This window comes from Streptomyces avermitilis MA-4680 = NBRC 14893, assembly GCF_000009765.2.
In the GTDB taxonomy this organism is placed as follows: domain Bacteria; phylum Actinomycetota; class Actinomycetes; order Streptomycetales; family Streptomycetaceae; genus Streptomyces; species Streptomyces avermitilis.
This window is the reverse complement of record NC_003155.5, coordinates 629,793-652,284: the sequence shown is the minus strand read 5'-3', so window position 1 is coordinate 652,284 and position 22,492 is coordinate 629,793. Positions and strand designations below refer to the sequence as shown.

Here is a 22,492-nt window from a genome sequence, read left to right as displayed (position 1 = left end):
TGACCGACGACCAGTCCGGTCGTCAACCGTGAAGGAGCGAACAGGCCGCTGTGGTCGGGGCAATATGGAAGGCGCGAACCTGAACCACGCAAACCTGAACGGCGTGTCGCTGATCGAAACCACCTTGCGTGGGGCGCAGTTGCGCGACGCCATTCTGCGCGGCTCGACCTTGTACCAGGCGGACCTGACCGGCGCAGACCTCCGCGGCGCGGACCTCCGTAACTTGCCCGGCCATGCAACCCGAGTTGACGTGCCAATGCTCTTGCGTGCGCGGCTGGATCGCACCACCAAGCTGCCTGCCGAGTGGGCGAAGGATCCACGGGTGAGGACAGCCCTGGAAAAGCAGGGTGAGGCTGAAACGCACAGGCATTCAGGGCTCGGCTGACGAGGGCATCTGCGAACTCCCCTGCAGGTCAGGCGTAGTGGGTGCCTCAATCGGCACGATCACTCCGGAGTCGTGTGCGCGGATTCGAATCCCGTCGGGGGTACGTCGCCTCAACCAGCATGATCACGCGGTGGACCAGCATAGATGCCTAACGCGAAGAGTGGGATCCAGTCTCACTGGGTCCCGCACTTTCTCATTGTTGCGCGCTGATCGCGTGTGAGTGGCGTGTGAGCCAACAGACGATGCGTGCACGCTGCTCGTCGGCGGCCCCGCCGCCGACCATGCTTTTGAGCGCCGCCCCGGGAACCGAACCAGCTGGCCGGCGCCGACAGCGGTTTCAGCTACCAGCCGCCCGCCGCCTCTGTCTGTCAGACGGCTCCGTCTCCCACTGACGCGATCCCCAATCAGCCGGCCTGGCCCCGCCACTCCGCTTCCCTTACGTAGCAGCCTGAATATTCGTTGGAGGCCATGGCCTTGGGCATGTCATTGCGCCAAAAAAAGATGTCCTCCCGACTTGCTCCGCCGCGGATTTCATCAACGGCTTTCTTCGAAATAAGCAGGCAGAAATTCTTGATCAGTGGGCTGTGATTCCCTGATCGGCTCAACTGAAGCGATGCCTCGTACCGGCCGGGCTGGAAGCTCCAGCCGTCGGCCTGGAACAAGAAAATCGGCTGCTGAGGTTTGTCCTGACTGACAAGGAATGGGGCGGGATCACCAGACCATTTGTACGAGAGCCATTCGGTAGCGAGGTTAAAATTCCATGTGCCGACCTCTTTCCAGTAGAAAACCGGCCTTTTCGAAGAGGAAATCGAGCCGACGGGGGTCAGTTGGAAACGTGCGTCACGGATGAGCTCGACATCCTGGGTCTTGACTTTGGTGGACACTGTCGGCTGAAGATAGAAATGGGTGTCCTTGCCTGCCAGCCCAATGCGCATGAGATGAGGAAGTGTCAGATCGATTTTGGGTGTCTTTTGAAGTTCAGCGAAGTTGTACAGTGAAAGGGCTAGGGCGACTACACCGGCGGCTGTAGCAGCCCATTTGTGCACGGCGTCGAAACGACTCCTCCGGGACGTCGTCGTCGCGTCACTGCTGTCGACCATGCTCTTACCTTGGCCAAGATCACAGCCCTCAACCCGTTGGACTGCTCCGTATGGCCAGCAAAATCAACACCAGCCAGTGAGTTCACTCGTCCTGCGACGAGGTACCTGCTGCCAGCCGACGTCGCTTCCCGGCCGGGCAGGCCCGGGACGGCGGCGATGGAGACCAGGGCGATCAGTGCCGCCACCGAGCAGACGGGCCCGTATTCCGTGTGCAATGCCAGCCAGGCCCCGAGCGGCAGGCCCACCAGCGACGGCACACCGGCCATCACGCCGATCAGGGCCAGCCCCTCCCCGCGGAGTTCGGGCGGGATCAGCGACGCCGTCAGCGCCCCACCCGCCACCAGGGTGAACGCGAAGCCGAGCCCCCGGACAAGGCACACCGCCACGATGCACGGCATACTCTGCGACACGGTCAGGGCCAGTGCCGGAGCACCCAGCAACAACAACCCCGCCCCCAGCATCACGCGAAAGCCACAGCGTGCGGCCAGCCATGGGGCTGTCAGCTCGCCGGCCACCGTGGCCAGCATCAGCGCACCGGTGACCAGGCCCGCCTTGTCGCTGCCCCCGCCGGGTGCGCTCTGCGCGTACGCAGGGACGACCGACAGCAGCAGATAGAAGCTCGCCGAGGAGCCGACGACCGTAACAATGCGCAACAGCAGCGGGCGGGTCGCCGGACGCGACCGCGCCTCGGTATCGCGGTCTTCCGGACCGGCGGATGAGGCCATGGGGTGAAACCTAGGGGGCGGAGCCGCTCGTAGGCTCGCCGTTTCCATGCCTGTTCAGCGAGCCGGTGCGTCGCTGGAATCTGTCACTGGTGACCCATCGGAAGAGCCACGAACCGTGCAACTCCCTTACCACGTCATCTCATTCGGCGAGTCTGCGGTAGCAGGAGGGTGCAGGCGATACTGGTGAAGGCCAGGAAGTGGCTGGCTTTGCGTTCGTAGCGTCGGTGGAGGCCTCGGCATCCGGCGAGCCAGGCCATGGTGTGTTCGATGGTCCAGCGGTGCCGACCGAGCCGTTGGCTGGAGCCTGTCCCCTTGCGAGCGATTCGAGGTGTGATGCCCCGGCTGCGTATCCATCGCCGCAGGTGGTCATAGCCGTACCCCTTGTCGGCATGGGGCTTTGCCCGGCCTACGACGTCGCCTGCCGTGGTGAACCGCCGATGGGCTGTGGCGCCCGAAGGTTCGAACGAGGCGGAAGGCACTGTCCACCCCGGTCCTGACGCGAGGACCGTCCCGCTTCCACCACGCCTCCATCCCTGTCGGCGCGTGCTGGCTCAACCTGTAGGAAGGCTGGTGGCGTATCTTCCGCGAAAGCTGCCCTCGCCGGGCGGTCATTTGCCAACCGCGACGACATCGAACAAGCCACCACCCAGGCGACCAGCAAGCTGAACTCCCGTGCCAGCCCCTGGGTCTGGGGCAGACCCGCACCGCCAGGCCTCCGACTACGGCGCCGATGTGCAGATCATCTTGACCTGAAGTCTGGTTGAGGTTTCACGATGGTGCGGTGACCGATAACGGAATCACCCTGATCGACGCGTGGGAACTGCCCGAGGACCGCATCGACGAGTCCATCGCACGCTGGCGGGAGCGCGTCGGGCTCATCCATGCCGCCCCCGGTTTCCGGGATGCGCGGCTGCACCGCAGACTGTTCCCGGAGTCCCGGCTCGGCCTGGTCAATGTGGCGCACTGGGACAGCATCGAAGCCCGGGACGAGGCGCTGGCGGATCCCGGATTCACCGCGTCGGCAGCCACTGCGGCCAGCTACGCCACCGTGAACGGCGGCTGGTATGAGGTGGCAGCCGAATTCCTCGCAGTGGGAAACGGTTCGGGCGAAGGGCCGGGAATCACCATCGTCAATGCTTTCGAGGTGCCCGCCGAGCGGATCGATGAATTCCTGCCGCATTGGCTCGGCCGCGCAGAGCTCATGACCAAGGCGCCCGGCTTCCGGGACAACCGGCTGCACCGTGCGGTGGTCCCGGACACTCGCTTCCAGCTGGTCAGCATCGCGCACTGGGACAGCCCCGACGCATGGCGCACAGCAGACAACGACCCCCGCTTCCAACAGAGCCTGTCCACCTCCCCTGACTTCGCCATCGCCGACCCCGCGCTCTTCCGGCTTGTCGTCGAGTTCTGATCGCGGGTCGTACGCTCCCGAGCCGTTCACCCCGGTGGTCGGATCCGCCATGTAGGCAAGGGGCAACTACGAGCTCGTAACAGGATCTTGCTGAGGTACCCGGCCGGGCGTGGCCGCTGTGACGATCTGATCGTTCGGCGGGTGTGACGACTCCGCCGTGGATCGTGGACGATGACTTGTGGGCGCTGATCGAACCGCTGCTGCCGCCCTGGCCGAAGCGGTCGTCGGGGCCGAGGCCAGTGGATGATCGGCTCTGTCTGCAGGGCTTCCTGTACGCCCTGCACCAGGACATCGCCTGGCAACTCCTCCCGCTGGAGCTGGAGCTGGAGCTGGAGCTGGAGCTGGGTTCGGGTCGGGCAGACCTGCTGGCGGCGCCCGGACGGGCAGCAAGTACCACCGGATCTGCGACGGCAAAGACACCCCGCTGCACGTCATCACGACCGCTGCCAACGTCAACGACATCTCGAACTCCACGACCTCTTCCTCTCGTTGGCTTGCCGCCTCATCTGCTGGAGACGCCTCAAGAAGTCCGGATCATGATCGCGTTACGAGCATAGGAAAGGAATTGAGCGAGGCGGCGCCCTGCTGCTACTTTCGTGGTGGACCGTGAAGTCGTCGTATGGAGGTGAGCCCCGTGAACACAGTTACCCATGGGTGCTCCCTCAACCCGTCACGGTCCGGCGGCTGACGTTCGGTGTCGCCAGGAGCGCCTGAGATCTAGGCACTCCTGGAAGGGAGACTCCGATGAACACGAAGCCTTTCACATCTGGCCTGAGCGAGAACGCGGTGGTGATCACGCGCGTCGCGGACAGGCAATGGCATGCACTGGATGACGACCTGGTGGTCGGCCGCGGGCATGCGGAGCACCGGGCCGACGGACGCTTGTTCGTCAGTATCGATGCCTGGCACGACGCCGCCTTCGACCGGCTTGCCGAGGCGATGCTGGCGGAACTGCCGGCGCCGCTGTACACGGTGGTCGACGAATCCGACGTCGAGCTGACGGCCGGCTGGCGGCGGGCCGGGTTCACGATCCGGCGCCGTGAGTGGGAGTACGTCGTGCCGACCGACCCGCGGGTCACAGGGCTCGAAGCAGTCCTGCTGCCGTCGGGCGTGACGATCGTGCCCGCCGGTCAGGCGGACGAGAGTCTGCTGCGGGCGGTGGACCGCGCGATCCGTGACGAAGTCGAGGCGACCGTCGGGTGGCAGTCGATGCCCGCGGAGGTCATTCCCCGCCCCGAAGGCGACACCATCGTCGACCCGTCGAAGTACGCGGTGGCCGCGGCGCCGGACCGCTACCTGGGTCTGATCCGGGTGGTGACGGTGAGCCGGCCGCGCATCGGGCTGGTCGCGGTCCGGGCCGGCGAGCAGCGCCGAGGCATCGCACGGGCGCTGCTGGCCCACGGCACTGGGGACGCTGCACCGCTCCGGGTTCGCCGCGGCCTGGACCGAAGTCCACGAGTCCAACCAAGCAGCCTCTGCACTGTTCGAGGACATCGGCGCCCGGCCGATGAGCAGCAACCTGGAGCTGGTGCGATGACGAAGAACAAGAACGTCATCGAAGTCGAGGGCAAGGTCGTCGAGTGCCTGCGCAGCGCCATGTTCACCGTGGAGCTCGAGAACGGCCACCAGGTGCTCGCGCACATCAGCGGGAAGATCCGCAAGAACTACATCAAGATCATGCTGGAAGACCGGGTGCTGGTGGAGCTCCCGCCGTACGACCTGACGCGCGGCCGGATCGTGTTCCGGTACAGGAACTAGCGGCGGTCGGCACCTTCCGCGGTAGCTGATCCTGGGGCCCCGGTCACGGCGCTTCCGTGCCCGGGGCCCCGATGATGGCTCCCACGGCCGCGGCGGCCACCGCTCCAGCCGCCGCCAGCAGGTCGGGCCCGAGCCGAACCCCAGCTCCAGTGGCAGCAGTTGCCAGGCGATGTCGTTGTGCAGCGCGTAAAGGATGCCCGCCGGCACAGCCGGTCCGGCACCGGCCGCGGGCCGGGAGCTTCTCGGGCCAGGGCGGCAGCAGCGGCGCGATCAGCGCCCACCGGCCAGCGAAGCTCACCTGAACTGGTCGCTCATCACCCTCATGAGCAGGAGGCTGACACGCAAGGGCCACCCCGACGGCTGGAAGAAGACCGGCCCGATGAGGAAGCCCGGACCGACCACTCTCAACCAGCCGCGCACCTCGCGAGAAATGGACGGATGACCGGCAAGGTGAGATCGATTCGCAGGAACGTCTCGAAGTGCCCGCAGTCAGGCAGTTCGACGCAGGTGGCGCCCGAGATCTGATCAGCGGTGTCCTGAATCGCCTTGAGCTGGGGGTCACGGTCACCCGCGAGCAGCAGTACTGGCCCTGCTGTCTGAGCGAGCTTGCCCAGGACGCCGTCGCGGCCGGCGAGGGCGACGGTCAGCGCTGCCAGCGCATGCGGGTCGGCTGTCAGCATCGCTGCACGCATCCATGCTGGAAGGGGGCCCTGACGCTCCAGTCGGTCTCGAAGGCGATCCGCACACCGTCGCCGCCGGTGACCTGCATGCCTACTCAGCCTCGGACGCAACAGGAGTCGCCTGGTGGAAGTACATGCGCCAGCCCGTGTCCGTCAGACGCCACAAGGAGCTTCGCCAGGCCCGACGCCCCTGGTTGTCGGCGAAGTACGTCAGATGAACGACGCCGGGAGCAAGAACGATCCCGGACATCTCGCTGACCTGCACCAAAGACTCCGATGACACCGTTCCGCCGCTCGTGACCGTGAGGATGGAGTTCACGTCCCACCGGCGTCCCGACGCGCCGAACTCAGTGAACTCCGGATCCAGAAGCTCCAACACACGGGCTGGAGAGGCACGCACCTCAGGATCAAGGAGCCGCATTTCGGCATCCATGGCTGCTTGCACTGCACGCTCGCTCTCGACGGTCATGGCGGAACCCTACGGACGCTTCTCGCCGGTGCACAGCGAATAGATCACCTGGCGCGATCCACGGCGCAAGGTGCTGTCAGGAGTCGTGAGCCCCCTGCATCCGAGTGATCACTGGCTGCCGCCCAGACCCGCGAACAGAGCCAGCCGCAGTTCAAACACTCACTTAGAACCCAAAGTGGAGTGCGGCCCCAGCAGCGTAGGAGTGCACGTCCTGGAGTGGGTGCATACGAGCCTGGTTCCCGAGAGGTCGGCAGATCTGCACGCTGATGCCAAACCCCTGAAGATCGTATTCACGGACGACCGTGGCGATCCGATCAACCCTCCCGTGTACAAGGTGACGCAGACCGACCCAGAGCGCGTCACCCTCGAGGTCTACACCACCGCGCACCGATGCAAGTGGAGTGTGATTGTGCACTGGAGCGTCAACGGCGACGACCACAAGACGAAGATCCCTGATAAGGGCCAGTACGTCGTGACGGGCACGGATGCGGCCACCGAACACAGGGCAACTGACGGCGAACTGCTCCGCTGGTAATTTCTGTCGGCGGCGTCTGCATCGATCACCGGCCGACGTCACGAACGAGCACAACCTCGACGACACGAGCTCGCAGGTTTGGCGGAGGCCGGAGCCAGGAATTGCTAGGGAACCGGCAGTCGGCCCGCACCAAAGTCCCTGATCAGCCGTGATGTTTGTGCCGGGTGCCCAATCATCTCGTCCCTCGGGCCAACCTTCGGGAGAGCAGCTGTGGTCGATCTCGGCTTCGTGGGCCCCAGCCGGCCCGCCAACGACTACCGGTTCTTGAGCGTCACTGACGGCGACACCCCCAACATCGCCATGGCGATCCGCATGGTGTCCATCGACACCCCGGAGAGCCACTACGGCGGGGCCCCGGCCACCGCCCAGGCCGCTCTGGAGCGTGCCAAGACGCGACTGCTGGATGGCACCTACGACGCGCTGCCGCAGGATCTTCGTGACTATCTCGTCTCCCGGATCACCCCTGATGCCGCGCAGCGGCATCAGTCGGCGGGCCAGGCGGCGGCCGAGGCGCACACGGCCATGGTGGCCAGCCGCTTGGCGCACCCCGACGGGTCCCAGCGCAAGATGGCGGTGATCGCCACCGGCGAGCTCGTCGAGGGCAACGGACGCCTGCTGGCCTACACCGCGCCCTGGTTCACCGGCAGCGCCTCCGATCCGCTGCCGCCCCGCGACGACCCCCGTCGGCGCACGTTCAACCTGGACATGGTGGCGCTCGGCTGGGCGGCCACGTTCGTCATCTACCCCTCCATCCCGCCCACCAAGGACTTGAACCTGCTGCTGGAGGAGGCCGAGGCGGCCTGGACACAGCAACTTGGCGCCTGGGCGCAGTTCGGGCAGGACCTGCTGCTGGGATATGAGTACCGGGCATGTATCAAGCTCGGCACCAAGGAGCTGACCGATCCGGCCGCGGCGATCGCCCAGGCCTACCAGCGGGTGTGCGTGGACCTGCGGACGCTGACCGAGGTCGGCCTGTACGGCTACCACCAAGTGCCGCCCCAGCACCGGCTGTGGATCTGGGCAACCGACCTGGAGCAGGCGCGCAAGGACCTACCGATCAGCTCCTGAGCCCAGTGCTCGAGCCGGTGACGGCGCCGAGCCGCCTGTCCCATGGACCCTCACCGGCCGCGCCAACGCCGCCCGGACCATACGCGGGGATGGCACGGTGGTGTGGGCCTGGCCCGTCGCCTTCCCCCGTGGCGACGGGCCAGGTTCGTGGTCAGCGCGCGAGGGTGATGGTGATGGGCAGGTCGGGGCATTCGGCGAGGCGTTGGGCGAGTGCGGTGGGGTCGATGGTGAGGCGGTAGCGGGTCTTGTCGGCGACCCAGTCGGTGACGTACTGGCACCAGTAGCCGGCGTACGGGGCAGCCAGGTGGAGGTGATGGCGATATTCGGATTTGGTTCTGGCAGCACTTTCGTTAAGAACACGGCCGAGCCGAAACCTTGAGTCGAAGTGAAGTGCGATCCGTGTGTGGTAAGGCATAGCGTCTTGGGATGAGCAGCTTCAACACGCACCAGAGACGGGTCTACGACGAGGACCTGCCGACGCGCGCCCGGCATACGAATTTGCGGTCGTGCCTCGTCCACTTCGCGCCCTACGGCTTCCGGGCCACGTATCACCATCTCTGCCTCAGCGCGGGGATCCCCAAGGATCTGGAGAAGGATCCGAGCTCGCTCATACGTGCCGTCGAGGAGTTGCACCACGCCCGACAGCTCTGGCTCGCTGACGAGCGTGCCTATGCCAACAGGCGCCGAGCTGACAAAGCGCGTGGCTTTCGGCAGGTGAAACGAGACGAGTCCTGGCGAGGCTGGCAGCGTGAGTGGGGGAACATTGCCTACTGTCCCGAGCCGACAATTCATCCCGACGAGCCGCTGCCAGCGGTGGTCGAGCGGGTGCTCCGTTCGTCAGTGCCGCCGGATGAAGCTCCTGCGCTGACGTGCCGTGTATGCGGAAACCGGGACAACACCAGCGTCTGGTACGACGGCGCCTACCGGATCCATCAGCTGTGCAGGGAATGCGGGGTCAGTCTCGCGGTACAGCGGGCCAAAGCGCCTGACCCGCGGTTGGCGGCCGACCATGCCCGGAAGTGGAAGGAGATCTGGAGGTTGCGCAACGAATCTCCTCGCAGCTACCCGAGCTGAGTTTTCGGCTGGGGGCGGTCCAGGTTGATCGCCTCGCTGACTCGCAGCCCGGTGGCGGCCAGTAGTCCGATTAGCGTTCGGTAGGTCGCCGCCCTCAGTGGCGGGTCGAATGTATCGGTGGCGGCCATCACTGCGGCGATGTCGGCGTCGGAGTAGAGAAACGGCGGACGCCAGCGCTGCCGGTAGGGCAGCAGGCCCAGCGGCGGGACCTCGGTGTCTGGGTCGGTGCCGATCAGTTGGCGGGCGAAGCCGCGGACTGCCGTGACCCGGCGCGGGCTCACCGTCGTCACCACCTCGCCCTCACGGCTCTTCGCCCATGCCAGCGCGGCCGCGATGGTCACGGTGGTCTGCCCGCGGTCTTCCATGAAGGCAACGAAGTCCGGCAGCAACCAGGCGGTCTCGGCCATCTGGTGCCCAAGCGAGCGACGAAGCCGCAGGTAGTCGGCCAGTGCCTCCCGCAGGACGGTCATGCCGCCTCCGTCCTGGGCCAGGGCTGTGCGACCGCACGCAGGGCGGTGAAGTCGACCTTCGCGTAGAGCGTGGTCGTGGCCAAGTCCTGATGTCGAAGCACTTGGCCGATCGCGGCCAGTCCGGCGCCTTGCCGGAGCATCTCGCCGGCCAGCGCGTGCCGCAGCCGGTGCGGACCAACGCGGGGGCAGGCCGGCACGCAGGCAGGCCCGTTCGACGACATCGCCCACCAGGTCCGCGCGGATCGGGCCGCGCGGGGCCCGACAGGTCAGGAACAGGTGAGGGGATGACAGTTGAGGCCGGGCGGCGACCAGAGCTTCGCCGACGTCGACCGGCAATGGGAGCGCGCGTCTGCCTTGTCTGCGACGGCCCGTTCGAGGCCCTGAAAACCACCCGCCAGATCTACTGTTCCCCGGCCTGCCGCAAAGACGCCGAACGCCGCCGCGACCAGGCAAGAGACGAAGACCGTATGCGTCGTCTCGGTGAGACCACTTCTCTGCCGTCGTGGCCTGAGCTGCCTGCACCGTCCCAAACTCTCTGCCGGCCCCTCTCGCGTCAGCAAGCGGCCGCGGAACGTGACCCGCTGGAACCGACCGCGACCCGCAACTGTGCCCACTGCCACCAGCCGGTCACCATCGTCGGGCTTCTCGCGATCCCCGAAGCCGCCCGCACTTCCCTCCCCGCCGCCAGCCCCGACATCGTTCCGCTGCGAAGGACTCAGTGACCGTCGTCCACTGACTGTCACTGATCACCGAGCCCGCCGACCTGACGGTCGGCGGGCTCACGCCATCAGCCCATCGAACGCAACCGATCCAGTTCGCTCTCGATCCCGTCCCGCAGCACGTCATGCTGCGGCCCCAGTCTGAACCCCTCGTCACTCCACCGGTCACCCGGATACAGCCACACAGGCTTGCCCACCAGCTCGGTCGGCTCCCACTCGAACCGCGGCCAGACGTGGGCATGCAAGAACGGGTCGGTGTTCCCCAGAATCTCCAGGTTGACCCGGCGGAAGTCGGGGTCCAAGCGTTGGCAGACGTGCTCAACAGCTTCTCCGAGCCGGTCCATGTCGGACAGAAACGACAGCCGCCTCGCCTTCGGCAGATCAGACAGCCGCTGAACACCTGGTTCGTCCACGAGCAGAACCGAGTAACCCGGCAAGAACTGAACGTCGCCGATCACCGCGAACCCCGACTCAAGCCGCCGCAGCACGGTCGGGTTCTCACCTCGCAGAGCAGCCCCGATCCGATCCATCCTCCAGTCACCAGTCATGGCCCCAACTTAGCTACGCCAGACCGCGCCAGCTCCGACGTGGGAGGGTGGTTGCAAGCTCCCGTCCCGGTGTCTGCTGAAGCCGTTGCACAAGGTAGCGCTCGAGGTGATCGGGAAGATCTCGCCGCGCGGCAGATAGATCACGGTGTTGAGCACTTCGAGCCCGTACTCGGCGGTGATCGATCCGCCCCGCGCCATCTCGTGCAACGGGATCCCGGACGGTGGTCAGCTCGGACGGTCGGGAGGCGGCTCCCAGCGGGGCGGCGATGTCAAACACCTGGCTCCCAGTAAGGCGGGGCGGCTTCTCTTCTTCGCCCTGAACTCGTCAGAGTGAGCACCGCCTTAGAAGTCAAGATGCGCTGCTGGATGCGGCGGTGTGCGGTTGTGTGATCGCCCCGCCAGAAGTGCTCCGTGTGGGACCCTGCAGGGCATCGGGCCCCGCCCCGGCCCGTACGGTACCTTCCTGCGGCGCACCCCAACCCGTCCGTGGCAGCGGACAAGGACGCGGAGAAGGACACCGGATGAGCGCGCGTTTCGAGGAGATCGACTGGCGGGCGACCTTCATGGGTGAGATCAGCCTGCGGCGTCGGCGGGACCCCGTGTCGGGGGAGGACGTGTACGAGGTGAAGCTCGGCGACGAGTACCTGATGTCCAGCCTCTTCACCGCGGGGGAGGTGGAGCTGGCCCGGCTCGGCCTGGCGGAGCTGCCCGACGGCCCGCTCGATGTCGCCGTGGGCGGACTCGGCCTCGGTTACACGGCCCGAACGGCGCTGGACGATCCGCGGGTGCGCTCGCTGATCGTCGTCGACGCCCTGGCCGAGGTGATCGACTGGCACCGGCGCGGGCTCGTACCGCTGGGCGCGGGACTGGCGTCGGACCCCCGGTGCCGGCTGGTGCGCGGGGACTTCTTCGCGATGGCTGCGGGGAGCGCGGCGGCGGCCAGACCGGTGCCCGCGGACGGCGCGAAGGTGGGCGGTCCGGTGCCTGCTGGGGGCACGGCCCGCGGCGCCAGTGCGGCTCCGCGCGGTCTGGACCCCGAGACTCCCGGCCGCCGTTTCCACGCGATCCTGCTGGACGTCGACCACTCACCGCGCCATGTGCTGCACCCCGGCCATGCCGCGCTCTACCGCCTGGCCGGTCTGACCGCTGTGGCCGAACTACTCCATCCCGGGGGCGTGTTCGCGCTGTGGTCGAACGACCCGCCGGATGAGGAGTTCGGCTCGGTGCTCGCGGAGGCCTTCACGGAGACCGCTGCGCACGTGGTCAATTTCGACAATCCGCTTCAGGGCGGGACCGCGGCCAACACTGTCTACGTCGCCCGCAGGTACGACGGCTGAGGACACCCGGCCAGGGCAGCGACCGCCACCGGGGGCTCCGTACTCCCGCTCCAATCCGCAGGACGCCTGTATGTCCGGCTGGCTCCCGCCGATCCACCCCAAGGGCATGGTCCAGAAGGACGGCAAGACGCTCAAGCATGTTTTGAGGCACGGTCGGCCTGACCGAATCTGGCAGGGCACGAGAGGCCCCAAAACTGCGCTCTCGGCTTGGGAAGCGACGGCGCTCGTACGGCGACGCGGCATCTGACCTGCATAGATACCGTCTCCCGGGAAAGCCCTGCGAGGCGGCTCGCACCGCTGTTGACCGTGGTCATCCGCTCTGAATGGACATGCTGTGGGCACGGAGGGATGGATCCCCGGAGGGTGTGCGGGTGTGACGGTCACTTTGTGCGGTCTCGGCGCTCTCTGCTGTCCGGTCCGAGGGATTGCGTTGCGAGTAGGAATGTCGGCGGACCTGGCCGCCGCCCTCGCGAACGCCCGGCCCTGGTGGTTGCAGTGGCCGTGATCGTCCAGCAGATACGGGCAGGTGCCGGATTCGACGCGCTGATCATCGAGCTCGGCTCCGCGGTCTTCTTCGCCGTGCCGGCCGTCATCGCCTTGGCCAACCCGGACTCGGTGTGCACGACTACTCGGCGGCGCTGTCGGCGGGCACACTGGCGGTCATCGCCAGGGTCTCGCTGGCCATCGGCAAGCCGTTCACGTTGGGCATTGTCAAGCGCACCACCCCGCGCGAGGCCTGGGGACTCAAGCCGTTCATCCAGACCAACGTCATCATCACCGCCGTCTGGACCGCGGCCTTCACCCTGACCGCTGTCGTGCTCGCCTTCATGGCGCACGCCGGGAACGCCCACTCGACCCTCGCCATGCTCATCCAGGTCGTCGGCTTCGCCGTCCCTATGATCTTCACTGTCCGCTATGTCTCCCGCGTCCAGGCCAAGGCCGGTGCCCGATGATCTCCGTGCAACAGGCCCGGCCCCAGCTGGCGGGCAACTACGTCCCGGTCGGCGGAGAACTCACCGCGTACGACCTGCCGGTGACCGGGGGATCCCGGCCGAGCCGGCTGTGACCACGAACGTTCATGGTGTCGGCTGCCACGCCATGGGCCGTTCCGGGCGCACGGCGTTGCGGTTGTGGAGCATCCGCAAGCTCCGTTTCAGCCGCCCAGCTTGACCGCACGGTGTACGTCGTCGACGTAAGCCTCGGGCTGTTCCCAGGCGGCGAAGTGGCCGCCGGCAGGGTGTTCCACATATTCGCAAATGTTCAGAAAAGCCTAGACGTACCGTGTGGCCGAACGCGTTCGCCCAGCCGGGCTCGTCGACGTCATTCGCGGTTACCTCGGCGTAATCGTCGACCAGCTTGCGCTTCGCCTCGATCTCGCGCAGGACCCGCGCCGGATCATGACGAGCGATGTGAGAAGAGTCGGCCTGCCCTCGAAGCCTGGCGTCCTCCTCGTTCTGAGTGCCATAGGCAGTCACCTGCACAACGCAGCGCGCCGGGGCCGTCGGTCACGTACCCGCCGCAGTCGCTCCAGGGGCCAGGCGTGGCAGCCTCGGCCACCCGCGTGTCGTCCTCGAGCTGGTCGCGAAGCCACCGCACGAGATCATCCACGTCACTCACTCTCTGAAGTGACAGGCAAACAGGACGGATGTGGGACCGGTGCGGTGATGTGCCAAGGTGACGCCTGAACTGCCAGATGCCCCGGCGCGTTTCCGTGCCGGGGCCATCGGTGTGCAGGTGGACGTCCGACAATCAGCGCGCGACGCTGCGCATCAGTCCCTCGAGGTCGCGTTCGCCGGCCGGTGTCTGTGCCCCGTCCTTCAGGCCCCCGCTGATCAGCTGCTGAGCGGCCGGCAGGCTGAACGTAGCAGCCCAGGCGTCGTTCTCACCCAGGAGTCCTTCCTTGAGGTCATCGGCGGGCAGCGAGCGCTTGGCTGCTTCGATGACACCGTCGGGCAGCGCGGCGATATTGCGAGCGACACGGTCGACGTACTCGTCGAGCTCGTCGGCGGGCAGGGCCCGGTTGATCCAGCCGTAGGACGCTGCGGTCTCGGCATCGAACAGGTCGGCGGTGAGGACCACCTCCAGCGCGCGGTTGCGACCCACGCGTCCCCGGAGGTACTGCGTGCCGCCTCCGCCGGGGATGATGCCCATGAGCGCTTCGATCTGACCGAGCCCGGCGGTCTCGGCGGCGGCGAATGCCATGTCCGCTGCGGCTACGAATTCCGCCCCGCCCCCGCGGGCCTTCCCGGCGAGCTTGACGATGGTTACCTGGGGCTGGTGGCGGATGAGCTCGCCGACAGCCTGGAACACATTGACGTCCGCCGGCGCCGACGCGGCGAGTTCCTGGAGGGCGTCCATCTTCTCCCCGATCCGCATGTCCACGTGAGCGAGGAAGAATTCCGGGTCGGCGCTGGAGAAGACGATCACTCGGACCGATGAATCGTCCGCGAGCGTGGTCAGCACGGTGCGGAGCTCGCGCATCATCGTCGCGCCGATCACGTTCACCGGGGGATTGTCGAGGATGATCCGTGCGACGCCGTGTTCGCTGCTCACGCGCAGGGTCGAGTAGGCATCGTTTCTCATGAAGGCTCCGTAGGTTGTCAAAAGGCATGTAAGTTTGCGATGCATACCTACCGTCGGCGGCGCCGCTCGGATCGTCAAGAACGCACTTTGGGAGCACCAAGGCACATGAAGGACACCGACCTGCACGCAGTTGGCGCCGAAACACCAACCGTTTTCCGGGCGGACTGCCCGAGCCGTCCGATCCTTGACCAGATCGCGGACAAGTGGTCGATGATGGTCATGGCGCTGCTGGAACGGCCCACCCGGTTCAATGAGCTGAAGCGCGGCCTGGAGGGTGTGACACAGCGCGTCCTTACCCAGACACTGCGCCGCCTCGAGCGGAACGGCATGATTCGGCGCAAAGTGCTGCCGACCTCACCCGTCGGCGTGGAGTACTCCCTCACACCGCTGGGCGAGTCCCTGCGCGAGCCATTCGGGCATCTCTACGACTGGACCGTCGAGCACAGCAAAGAGATCCAGAACTGCCAGCGGGCGTACGACAGCAGGGGCTGACGCCTGACCGCCTGTTCGATGGTGTCGATGCGTAGGTGGAGCGCGGAGACGTGGACGAAGAGGGCCCAGCTGGCCTGCGACGGGTGTGCGTGTTTGCGGCACCGACCAGAAAGAGCCGCCCTTACGAGTCGCCCGCAGCCACTCCTTGCGGGTGGCGGGGTGGCGGTTCTTCGAGCTGGGTGGTCGGCCGGGGCCGGGCCGGTTGGGTTTCGGTGCACGGGCCGGACAGGGCAAGCCGGGGCGGAGGTTCCTGAACCCCCGGCGGACCCGGGCGGGAGTGAGTCGGCCAGGCTCGGCCGGCTTCTCCCAGAGGCGGCGAAGGTCCGCGACCAGCGGCCGGGCGAGGCGCAGTTGGGCGTGAGCCACGATGACGTTGACCAGCCAGGTCCACCGGTCCGTCGCCTCGGGAGTGCGGAGCTTCCGGCGGGTCCAGCCCAGCATCTGCTTGATTATCCGGAACGGTTGCTCCAGGTCGAATCTGCGGAGGAACGCCTGCCAGCGCAGATCGATGCCCTGTCCCGACCCCGTGGCCGACGACCACAGTCAGACTGGGAGCGGATCGTGCCCGCCGGGCAGGAAGTCGGCCTCCAGGCATTTCAACGTGCCCTTGATGAGGGGGAGTTCGCCGGTGTGGTCGGTCCATGTGGAGCGGGTGGTCAGGCGAGGATGAATGCGGTATCAGGCCATCGCGCGGGCGGTGCCGTGGCTGTCGGAGACCTGCACGGTCGGGCCCCAGCCGGTTGCGGACACGGTCCGCGGGGACCGGAATCGTGGCCTCGATCCCGCCCGGCGGCGCTTCCGGCGGATCTGACCCGAACGAGTGGTGATGAGAGGACGCGCTGTGCCGACGGCCCGCGGCGGATCGATTCGCCGCTCGCGGCCCTCCTGGGGTCGGCCCCGCAGTGACCTCTTGATCATCTTCGGAAGGGATGCATCCCCGCATGAAGCTCCGCAACGCCGTCGCCGCCACACCCCGCCTACACGGTCCCGGCAGGGCAGCGCTGGCGCGTCGCCCCGGACAGCACCGCCGTCAAGCTCGGGTCGGCCTCACCGACACACATACCGGATCAGCCACCTCTCCGTCTGCCTGGGACGTGGCGCCTGAGCCGGGCCCGAACCCCCTGACGATCAGCCACCCGGCCAGCCCCAGCTCCCAGGCGAACACCGGGAGTGCGGCGGCCGACCCCGCCACGGAGAGCTGCGCGTAAGCCCCGAACATCACGGCGACGGCCGAGGCGCAGATCAGCGGCCCGCCGACCAGCCCGAGCACAGCGATGAAGCGCGGCACGAGCCGTGCGCGGTACGCCAGGTACGCAAGCAGGACGGTGTTCAGGCCGAGGGCGATGTTGGGCCCGAGCAGGAACGTCCAGTCGTGCACGGCCGCCAGCGCGACGTCGGCGCCGGCCGCCGCCCCCGCGTCCCGCCGCAGGGTGACGAGCGCCAGGACGGCGACGATCCCGAGGGCGATGACGGCCGCCTCCAGCAGCCGCCCGAAGGCGTACCCGAGCGCGAGCCCCTCGCCGTGGCGTCGTAGGACGGGGAACAGCGCCGCCCCGGTACCGGCCACCGCCGCCACCAGCACCACCTCGCAGAGCACCCCGAGCAGCGCCCGCGTGTCGGCGCCCTGCGCGAGCCGGCCGTCCGCCGCGCCCAGCAGCGGGCGGTACAGAACCGCCCCGGCTATCGCGGCGGCCTCGGTCAGCAGGAACAGCGACCCGGCGGCCACCGCGGTTCTCCGGTCCGGACTCATCTTTTCGGTACCCCTCGCTCGGTGGTGGTGTACGCCGTACACCTGGCAGCGACCATAGGTGTACGGCGTACACTCGTCAAGGAGAGGGCGCTGTCGAGGAGGGAAGGGGCCGAACCGGAATGACCCGGCAGGAAGCCACGCACACGCAACGGATCCCCCTGAACAGGGACCGCGTCCTGCGCGCCGCCGTCGCGCTCGCCGACGCCACCGGCATCGACGCGCTCAGCATGCGCAGGCTCGCGCAGGAGCTGGACGTCGTACCGATGGCCCTCTACAAGCACGTGGCCAACAAGGAGGAGCTGCTCGACGGCATGGCCGACGCCGTCGTCGGCGAGATCGACCCGCCAGCCGCGGGCCCCGACTGGCAGCGCGTGGTCCGCGGGCGGATCCTCTCGGCCCGGCGGGTCTTGCTGCGCCACCCCTGGGCGGCCCGGGTCATCGAGTCGCGGACCGGCCCCACCCCGGCCGTGCTGGCGTACCTGGACTCGATGGCCGGGAGCTTCCGGGACGGCGGCCTCTCCGCCGACCTCACGCACCACGTCATGCACGCGATGGGCAGCCGCCTGCTCGGCTTCAGCCAGGAACTGTTCGACACCTCAGGCCCCTCCGGCCCGCCGGACCCCGGGCTGGCGGCGCGCTACCCGCACATCGCGGAACTGGCCGCGACGGCCGCACACGACGGGGGCTCCACGGTCGGTGGCGGCTGCGACGACCAGTTCGAGTTCGAATTCGCCCTGGACCTCCTCCTGGACGGCTTCGAAAGCCTCCGCCGCCAGGGCTGGACGTCCGCGCGGAAGACGTAGCGGGTGCGGGGGCTGATCTAGCGTCGAAGGGGGAGGGAAACCCAGCCGACCCGGGGCCAGTGGTTGCGCGCGGGCCCGCGTGCGCCCGGCGCCGTTCCCATGCTCCGGCAACACTCAGCTCCCGGCCCGCGCGACGATCCCGGAGAGCAGGTGCGTCCCATGCGTACGTCCATCCGGATCGCAAGTGTCCTCGCCGGCCGGCCCCTCGCGCTCGGTGGCGTGGCCTTCACGGCCCCGCCGCCCACGCGGACGTCACGGCCTGCATCAACCAGGTCGAGCGGGAGCTGCAGGGCGGGGAGGGCTCTCAGCAGCGACGAGCTTCACTACGAGGAGAGGTGGGAACCCAACCACCCGGCGACCACGGTGCGGACGTGGACCGGCGTGTTCGCGTGGTCAGTAATCAGCGGCCTGATAGGGGAGCCGCACCGAGTGACCGGCTGAGCAGCCTGGCTATGGCAGCTGCCCATGCGGCGGATGGTCTGGCGTCGCCCATCCCGCCCCGTCCCTTCTCCTTCACTCTCCAGCCAAGGGACATGGGCGAAAGCGGCCGCAGCGGGGGTGTCCTGTTCCTGAGGCTGGGTTGGGACGAAGGGGCGGCCGGACCCAGGGGCGACGGCTGCCCCGGGCGACACGGGGTGAGGAGGCGCTCGCGTCAGCAGTCGGTGTCCGGGCAGCGCTCGCCTCGAGTTCGGCGTGGCGCTGCTGGAGCTGGTCTTTGGCCATGTGGTCGGTCAAGGCCGTCTGGATCGGGGCGCGCTGGTACTCCGTGCTGGCGAAGGCGCCGCGGTGGTAGCGGCATTGGTCCCTGTGCTTCGGCCCGGGCCGGGCAGTTCTTTCAGTCCAGCGGGTCGTATGGCGCTGTCTCCGGTCCGGGGAGCTCAGAGGCCGTCCGGCGGGCGGTGGAGAGTCAGGGCAGATGGTGAAACAGGTCCTCGCGCCAGGTGGGCGGCATCTCATGAAGGAAGACGGCCAGGGCGGCGGCGATCTGGGGGTAGTTGTCGTAGAGGTACGCCCGGATCCGATTGACCTCGGTTGCCGGGTCGAACTGCGGGGGCAGTTCATAGGCGTCGCGGGCGTAGGTCCGGATCTCCTCGTGGCGTTCCTCCCAGGTTCTGGTGTCAATTCCGGCTTCCACGGCCGCGCCCAGGATCTGGATGTTGTGGAGCGTCTCCGGGACCAGCAGGGACGCGGCGAGGGCTCGGCTGCGGCAGGGTCACGGCTGGCGAGCGCTGCCACGGCCTGGTCGGTGAGGAAGCCGTGCGCTGGGTCCAGCAGTCGCTGCTGCTGTACGCGGTGGCCAGCACCCTGGTTCGCAGGCACGTGAGTTGGGTGGTCTGTCCGTCATGAAGGGGCTCCCTTCGAGGGAGTGATGGTGTCGGCGGGGGCTGCGGGACGGCCGGATTCTCTGTCGACGGCCGCCCCGCAGGCATGGGGGCGTGCCCCGGCCCGAAGGGGCGGGTCCGGGGCACGATGTGTGGGTCAGCGGGTGGCGAGGGCGGCGCGGTGCTCCTGCCGGTGTTCGCTGATCTCGCTCTCGTGGGGGGCCGTGGTGGTTATGCGCTCAGTCCGGTGCTGGTGTTGCCGGGCTCGTTGAGCACGCGCCGGGTGGACGTGCAGGTGCTGGACTTCGACCTCGGCCGCGGCGCCTGGAGCGTTCGGGCACGGAGTTCCGTGAGGCCGCTTGCACACTTCCGGACTGAGGACGGCCGGGCGAAAAGCCTGCGCCGTAGGTTGGGGGAGTGACGACTACTGCATCGCAAGAAGCATTTCTCCAGGCATTCCACGCGGAGTACCCGGCGGTGACCGCGGAAGCGTTCGGCCGTGGCCATGCTCCAGACGGCCGGTCCAGCTATGAGATCTTGTGCGATCGGGTAGCCGGAAGCATGCGCGTGCTGGACCTCGGCTGTGGCGATGGCCTACTGCTCGAGTTCCTGGCCCGAAGGTCCGGGAGACAACTCGCCGGGGTGGACCTGTCTCCGCACTCTCTGGCGCTGGCACGCCGTCGACCGGCGCTTTCCGAAGCGAAGCTGGAAGAGGGCCGGGCTCAAGAGCTTCCCTTCGCCGACGACAGCTTCGACGCCTGCGTCTCCCACATGGCACTGATGCTGATGAGCGAGATCGAGCAAGTCGCATCTGAGGTTGCCCGAGTGCTGTCTCCCGGAGGGGTACTGGCATGCGTAGTGGGAGGTGGGGCTGTAGGCGGCGAGGCCTACGAACGATTCCTCGCCCTGCTGCGGTGCACGATCGAGGAGACGCCGGCCTCGCAGCGCATCCCGGCACTGGGAGACAAAAGAACACGCAGTCGCGAGGGGCTTGATGAAGTCCTCGGGCCAGCAGGCTTCACAGCGGTTGACTGGGAGACCGTTCCTATCGATCTGAGCGCACCAGGGGAGCAGGTATGGGCTGCTGTTTCCAGTCTTTATGATCTTGGCCCGCTCGATCGCGCGACTTTGGATCGGTTGCGAGAAGCCTTTTTTGCCGAGGTGAGGGATATGACGACGTCAGAGGGACACGTCCCCTGCGCCTTCAAAATCCACCTCGCAACAGCGCGACTGCGTTAGAGACCTCAGGGTGCACGAGGTGCCTCCTGCTCGGTGGTGAGCAAACGGCGGAGCGCCGCGCCCGGCCGGGGAAGCCGGGCCGCGGTGCTCGGGATGGTGCTACCGGCGAGTGATGTCGGTGACCACGAGGAACTGGTCGCTGCCGAGGTCCACCACCACCCGGGCGTCCGTGCCCTGGGCGTGTTGGTCGGCGGCGTACTCTTCCGCACGCCACCTCGGGGGCCTCCGGCGGGGAACCGCTCCAGGACGGTGTGAAACTACGCGGTGGTCGTGGCCATTACGCGTCACCGCCGTTCACGCGCTCGTGGATCTCGGTCAGCGTGCCGATGGTGCCGGAGCTTTCCGCCATGCCGACCCACCGCCCGAGGGCGGTGAAGACGGGCACGGCGTCGGTGTCGGCGTCGAACACCACGACGTAGTCGTGCGTACCTGTCGAGGACCATCTCCTGCAATGCCCGCGCCGGTGCGGTCGCCAGCACCTCCAGGGCGTCGACGGTGAGCCGGGCAGGCTCCGCCGGGCGGCCTGCCTTGACACCGCGTTCTTGTACGACGGCACGCCGGGTAGCGGCGGCGGCAACGCACATTGGCCCGCCACGGGCTACTACGCCACAACCACCCGGGACTGCGAGGACATCAACCTGAAGGTCAACGCAACCCGTTCGGTCAGGACCTGCTTCAAGGCCACCGGATCGTGCAACGCGTGGAGTACTGCCAGGGCGAAACAGTGGGCACTGGCCGCCACAGACGTGTCGGACGGATCCGATTTCTACATCCAGTTCTCGGGCACGGCCAAGAGCACCGGCTACATCGCCTACCGAGAAGAGGATGGGATGAACCACCTCGCCACACCTGATGACTGCTACTGAGCTTGTTGGCGTGTTGTCGTTGGGGGCTGACGGCGTGTGACCTTCGCGGTATGCCGTTTGTATGAGGTATCCGCAGGGTGGTGGGATGACGCCTGAACGGCAGGCGTTTCGTGAGCGGATCCGGATGGAGGCCGCCGAACGGTTCGGCGCCGGCGCCTCCAACGCGGAGGTCGCCAAGGACTTACGGATGAGTGTGCGCTCGTTCAGCGGTGGCGCCGGGGCTGGCAGGACGCGGGGACGGACGGTCTTCGGTCGGCGGGGCCGGTGTCGCTGCCCAAGCTGAGCGAGAAGTTGTTCACGGTACTGGAGCAGGAGCTGGGCAAGGGGCCGGTGGCGCACGGCTGGCCGGACCAGACCTGGACGCTGTCGCGGATCAAGACGCTGATCGGGCGTCGGTTCCATAAGAGCATGACGCTGTCGGCCATCGCGCAGATGCTGCACCGGCACGGCTTCAGCCACCAGGTCCCGGCCCGCCGAGCGGTGGAGCGCAACGAGGAAACCGTCACGGGCTGGGTGAAGGAGACCTGGCCCCAGGTGGAAACACCGTGGCGGCGCTCGGGGCCTGGCTCTGCTTCGAAGACGAGGCCGGTTTCTCGATGACGCCGCCCACCTCCCGCACCTGGGCCAGGCGCGGGCACACACCTGTCATCCGGGTGCGGGGACGCTCCCAGCGCCGCATCTCGATCGCCGCTCTGGCCTGCTACAAACAGGGCGAGCGCTCACGCCTGGTCTACCGGTCCAAACGGCACGTGGACCACAAGCGAGGCGGTCGGCGCAGTTTCGCCTGGACCGACTACCGCGACCTGCTCATCGCCGCCCACCAGCAGCTCGGCGCCCCGATCGTGCTCGGGTGGGACAACCTGAACGTTCACAAGGACCGCCGGCTGCGGGAGTTCATCAACGCCCACGACTGGATCAACTGCTTCTTCCTGCCGACCTATGCCCCCGACCTCAACCCCGTTGAAGGCGTCTGGTCACTGCTGCGACGCAGCAGCCAGGCCAACACCGCCTTCACCGACCCCGGCCACCTGATGCGCGCCCTCCGGCACGGCCTCCGCCAGATCCAGTACCGCAACAACCTCATCGACGGATGCCTCGCCGAAACCGGCCTCACCTTGACGACAAAACGCCAACAAGCTCAGTAACGAGGCGGGAGCC

25 protein-coding genes and 6 pseudogenes are annotated in these 22,492 nt (G+C 67.5%); 15 read left to right on the top strand and 16 right to left on the bottom strand.

The annotated features are described in order from the left end of the window. Positions 1–64: 64 nt before the first annotated feature. Positions 65–385: a pentapeptide repeat-containing protein gene (locus SAVERM_RS03025; protein WP_052082434.1), complete on the top strand. Its 321-nt coding sequence runs from the start codon at positions 65–67 to the stop codon at positions 383–385. A gap of 404 nt (positions 386–789) precedes the next feature. Here SAVERM_RS03025 and SAVERM_RS39490 read toward each other — a convergent pair whose 3' ends face one another. The 3 genes and pseudogenes from SAVERM_RS39490 to SAVERM_RS39485 form a co-directional block, all read right to left on the bottom strand. Then, positions 790–1,431: a DUF5017 domain-containing protein gene (locus SAVERM_RS39490; RefSeq protein ID WP_242432286.1), complete on the bottom strand. Its 642-nt coding sequence runs from the start codon at positions 1,429–1,431 to the stop codon at positions 790–792. Beyond that, positions 1,398–2,210 carry an MFS transporter gene (locus tag SAVERM_RS03020; protein ID WP_052082435.1) on the bottom strand — a complete coding sequence of 271 codons (813 nt, stop codon included), beginning with the start codon at positions 2,208–2,210 and terminating at the stop codon, positions 1,398–1,400. Before SAVERM_RS03020 ends, SAVERM_RS39490 begins: the two co-directional genes overlap by 34 nt. A 134-nt stretch (positions 2,211–2,344) precedes the next feature. Beyond that, positions 2,345–2,633: pseudogene (locus SAVERM_RS39485) on the bottom strand (transposase); the annotation flags it as partial. Between the two features lie 337 nt (positions 2,634–2,970). Here SAVERM_RS39485 and SAVERM_RS03015 point away from each other — a divergent pair. The 4 genes and pseudogenes from SAVERM_RS03015 (at position 2,971) to infA (ending at position 5,379) form a co-directional block, all read left to right on the top strand. After that, on the top strand, positions 2,971–3,621 hold the full coding sequence (locus tag SAVERM_RS03015; RefSeq protein ID WP_010981944.1) for an antibiotic biosynthesis monooxygenase family protein: 651 nt from the start codon (positions 2,971–2,973) through the stop codon (positions 3,619–3,621). A 143-nt stretch (positions 3,622–3,764) separates the two neighbouring features. Then, the gene (locus SAVERM_RS45775; RefSeq protein ID WP_010981943.1) at positions 3,765–4,178 is read left to right on the top strand and encodes a transposase; all 414 of its coding nucleotides are present in this window, start codon (positions 3,765–3,767) and stop codon (positions 4,176–4,178) included. A gap of 187 nt (positions 4,179–4,365) precedes the next feature. Next, positions 4,366–5,158: pseudogene (locus tag SAVERM_RS03010) on the top strand (GNAT family N-acetyltransferase). Continuing rightward, positions 5,155–5,379, top strand: coding sequence for a translation initiation factor IF-1 (gene infA, locus SAVERM_RS03005; protein WP_010981942.1), 225 nt, complete (start codon positions 5,155–5,157; stop codon positions 5,377–5,379). The pseudogene SAVERM_RS03010 and the gene infA overlap by 4 nt, the downstream one beginning before the upstream one ends. Positions 5,380–5,475: 96 nt before the next feature. Here infA and SAVERM_RS45770 read toward each other — a convergent pair. From SAVERM_RS45770 to SAVERM_RS02995, 3 genes and pseudogenes are all read right to left on the bottom strand, one after another. Next, positions 5,476–5,580, bottom strand: a pseudogene (locus SAVERM_RS45770) (IS5/IS1182 family transposase); the annotation flags it as partial. Between the two features lie 203 nt (positions 5,581–5,783). Next, positions 5,784–6,059 (bottom strand): alpha/beta fold hydrolase, encoded by a 276-nt coding sequence (locus SAVERM_RS03000; protein ID WP_037651839.1) that lies wholly within the window; start codon positions 6,057–6,059, stop codon positions 5,784–5,786. Positions 6,060–6,150: 91 nt separating this feature from the next. Further along, a complete protein-coding gene (locus tag SAVERM_RS02995; protein WP_037651841.1) occupies positions 6,151–6,528 on the bottom strand; it encodes a nuclear transport factor 2 family protein in 378 nt (125 codons plus the stop codon). Positions 6,529–6,730: 202 nt separating this feature from the next. Between SAVERM_RS02995 and SAVERM_RS02990 the strand changes: the two genes are divergently transcribed. Further along, entirely contained in the window at positions 6,731–7,063 is a 333-nt protein-coding gene (locus SAVERM_RS02990; RefSeq protein ID WP_037651843.1) for a hypothetical protein, read from the top strand. 210 nt (positions 7,064–7,273) lie between these two features. Continuing rightward, complete coding sequence (locus SAVERM_RS02985; protein ID WP_010981939.1) at positions 7,274–8,131, top strand: hypothetical protein; 858 nt, start codon at positions 7,274–7,276, stop codon at positions 8,129–8,131. A 151-nt stretch (positions 8,132–8,282) separates the two neighbouring features. Here SAVERM_RS02985 and SAVERM_RS43000 read toward each other — a convergent pair whose 3' ends face one another. Next, the gene (locus tag SAVERM_RS43000) at positions 8,283–8,546 is read right to left on the bottom strand and encodes a hypothetical protein (protein WP_010981938.1); all 264 of its coding nucleotides are present in this window, start codon (positions 8,544–8,546) and stop codon (positions 8,283–8,285) included. Between the two features lie 11 nt (positions 8,547–8,557). Between SAVERM_RS43000 and SAVERM_RS42165 the strand changes: the two genes are divergently transcribed. Continuing rightward, a complete protein-coding gene (locus tag SAVERM_RS42165; RefSeq protein WP_010981937.1) occupies positions 8,558–9,205 on the top strand; it encodes a hypothetical protein in 648 nt (215 codons plus the stop codon). Here SAVERM_RS42165 and SAVERM_RS02975 read toward each other — a convergent pair. The 3 genes from SAVERM_RS02975 to SAVERM_RS02965 form a co-directional block, all read right to left on the bottom strand. Beyond that, complete coding sequence (locus SAVERM_RS02975; RefSeq protein ID WP_010981936.1) at positions 9,193–9,675, bottom strand: site-specific integrase; 483 nt, start codon at positions 9,673–9,675, stop codon at positions 9,193–9,195. The genes SAVERM_RS42165 and SAVERM_RS02975 overlap by 13 nt on opposite strands. Then, positions 9,672–9,896, bottom strand: coding sequence for a tyrosine-type recombinase/integrase (locus SAVERM_RS45255; RefSeq protein ID WP_010981935.1), 225 nt, complete (start codon positions 9,894–9,896; stop codon positions 9,672–9,674). The genes SAVERM_RS02975 and SAVERM_RS45255 overlap by 4 nt, the downstream gene beginning before the upstream one ends. A gap of 566 nt (positions 9,897–10,462) precedes the next feature. Beyond that, complete coding sequence (locus tag SAVERM_RS02965) at positions 10,463–10,942, bottom strand: HIT family protein (protein WP_010981934.1); 480 nt, start codon at positions 10,940–10,942, stop codon at positions 10,463–10,465. A 521-nt stretch (positions 10,943–11,463) separates the two neighbouring features. On the opposite strand from SAVERM_RS02965, the gene SAVERM_RS02955 reads away from it, so the two are divergent. Beyond that, positions 11,464–12,279, top strand: coding sequence for a polyamine aminopropyltransferase (locus SAVERM_RS02955; RefSeq protein ID WP_010981932.1), 816 nt, complete (start codon positions 11,464–11,466; stop codon positions 12,277–12,279). A 617-nt stretch (positions 12,280–12,896) separates the two neighbouring features. After that, positions 12,897–13,232: a hypothetical protein gene (locus tag SAVERM_RS02950; protein WP_010981931.1), complete on the top strand. Its 336-nt coding sequence runs from the start codon at positions 12,897–12,899 to the stop codon at positions 13,230–13,232. 339 nt (positions 13,233–13,571) lie between these two features. On the opposite strand, the pseudogene SAVERM_RS44320 reads toward SAVERM_RS02950, so the two are convergent. Both SAVERM_RS44320 and SAVERM_RS02945 read right to left on the bottom strand, forming a co-directional pair. Next, a pseudogene (locus tag SAVERM_RS44320) lies at positions 13,572–13,754 on the bottom strand (DUF6221 family protein); the annotation flags it as partial. Positions 13,755–14,028: 274 nt separating this feature from the next. Continuing rightward, positions 14,029–14,940 carry an enoyl-CoA hydratase/isomerase family protein gene (locus SAVERM_RS02945; RefSeq protein ID WP_237528706.1) on the bottom strand — a complete coding sequence of 304 codons (912 nt, stop codon included), beginning with the start codon at positions 14,938–14,940 and terminating at the stop codon, positions 14,029–14,031. Positions 14,941–14,967: 27 nt separating this feature from the next. Here SAVERM_RS02945 and SAVERM_RS02940 point away from each other — a divergent pair, with 27 nt between their 5' ends. After that, positions 14,968–15,354, top strand: coding sequence for a winged helix-turn-helix transcriptional regulator (locus SAVERM_RS02940; protein WP_010981929.1), 387 nt, complete (start codon positions 14,968–14,970; stop codon positions 15,352–15,354). A 147-nt stretch (positions 15,355–15,501) separates the two neighbouring features. On the opposite strand, the pseudogene SAVERM_RS44315 reads toward SAVERM_RS02940, so the two are convergent. Together SAVERM_RS44315 and SAVERM_RS02935 are read right to left on the bottom strand one after the other, a co-directional pair. Continuing rightward, positions 15,502–16,137, bottom strand: a pseudogene (locus SAVERM_RS44315) (NF041680 family putative transposase); the annotation flags it as partial. 247 nt (positions 16,138–16,384) lie between these two features. After that, positions 16,385–17,104 (bottom strand): DUF4386 domain-containing protein, encoded by a 720-nt coding sequence (locus tag SAVERM_RS02935; protein WP_010981927.1) that lies wholly within the window; start codon positions 17,102–17,104, stop codon positions 16,385–16,387. 119 nt (positions 17,105–17,223) lie between these two features. Between SAVERM_RS02935 and SAVERM_RS02930 the strand changes: the two genes are divergently transcribed. Next, positions 17,224–17,907 carry a TetR/AcrR family transcriptional regulator C-terminal domain-containing protein gene (locus SAVERM_RS02930; protein WP_010981926.1) on the top strand — a complete coding sequence of 228 codons (684 nt, stop codon included), beginning with the start codon at positions 17,224–17,226 and terminating at the stop codon, positions 17,905–17,907. Between the two features lie 907 nt (positions 17,908–18,814). On the opposite strand, the gene SAVERM_RS02925 is transcribed toward SAVERM_RS02930, so the two are convergent. Continuing rightward, positions 18,815–19,042, bottom strand: coding sequence for a hypothetical protein (locus SAVERM_RS02925; protein WP_010981924.1), 228 nt, complete (start codon positions 19,040–19,042; stop codon positions 18,815–18,817). 604 nt (positions 19,043–19,646) lie between these two features. Between SAVERM_RS02925 and SAVERM_RS39455 the strand changes: the two genes are divergently transcribed. After that, positions 19,647–20,468, top strand: coding sequence for a class I SAM-dependent methyltransferase (locus SAVERM_RS39455; protein ID WP_010981922.1), 822 nt, complete (start codon positions 19,647–19,649; stop codon positions 20,466–20,468). A 277-nt stretch (positions 20,469–20,745) separates the two neighbouring features. Here SAVERM_RS39455 and SAVERM_RS45250 read toward each other — a convergent pair whose 3' ends face one another. Beyond that, the gene (locus tag SAVERM_RS45250) at positions 20,746–20,880 is read right to left on the bottom strand and encodes a hypothetical protein (RefSeq protein ID WP_255253765.1); all 135 of its coding nucleotides are present in this window, start codon (positions 20,878–20,880) and stop codon (positions 20,746–20,748) included. A 130-nt stretch (positions 20,881–21,010) separates the two neighbouring features. Here SAVERM_RS45250 and SAVERM_RS02915 point away from each other — a divergent pair, with 130 nt between their 5' ends. Together SAVERM_RS02915 and SAVERM_RS45765 are read left to right on the top strand one after the other, a co-directional pair. Beyond that, positions 21,011–21,334: a hypothetical protein gene (locus tag SAVERM_RS02915; protein WP_010981919.1), complete on the top strand. Its 324-nt coding sequence runs from the start codon at positions 21,011–21,013 to the stop codon at positions 21,332–21,334. Positions 21,335–21,395: 61 nt separating this feature from the next. Next, positions 21,396–22,479 (top strand): annotated as a pseudogene (locus SAVERM_RS45765) (IS630 family transposase). The last annotated feature ends 13 nt before the right edge of the window (positions 22,480–22,492 follow it).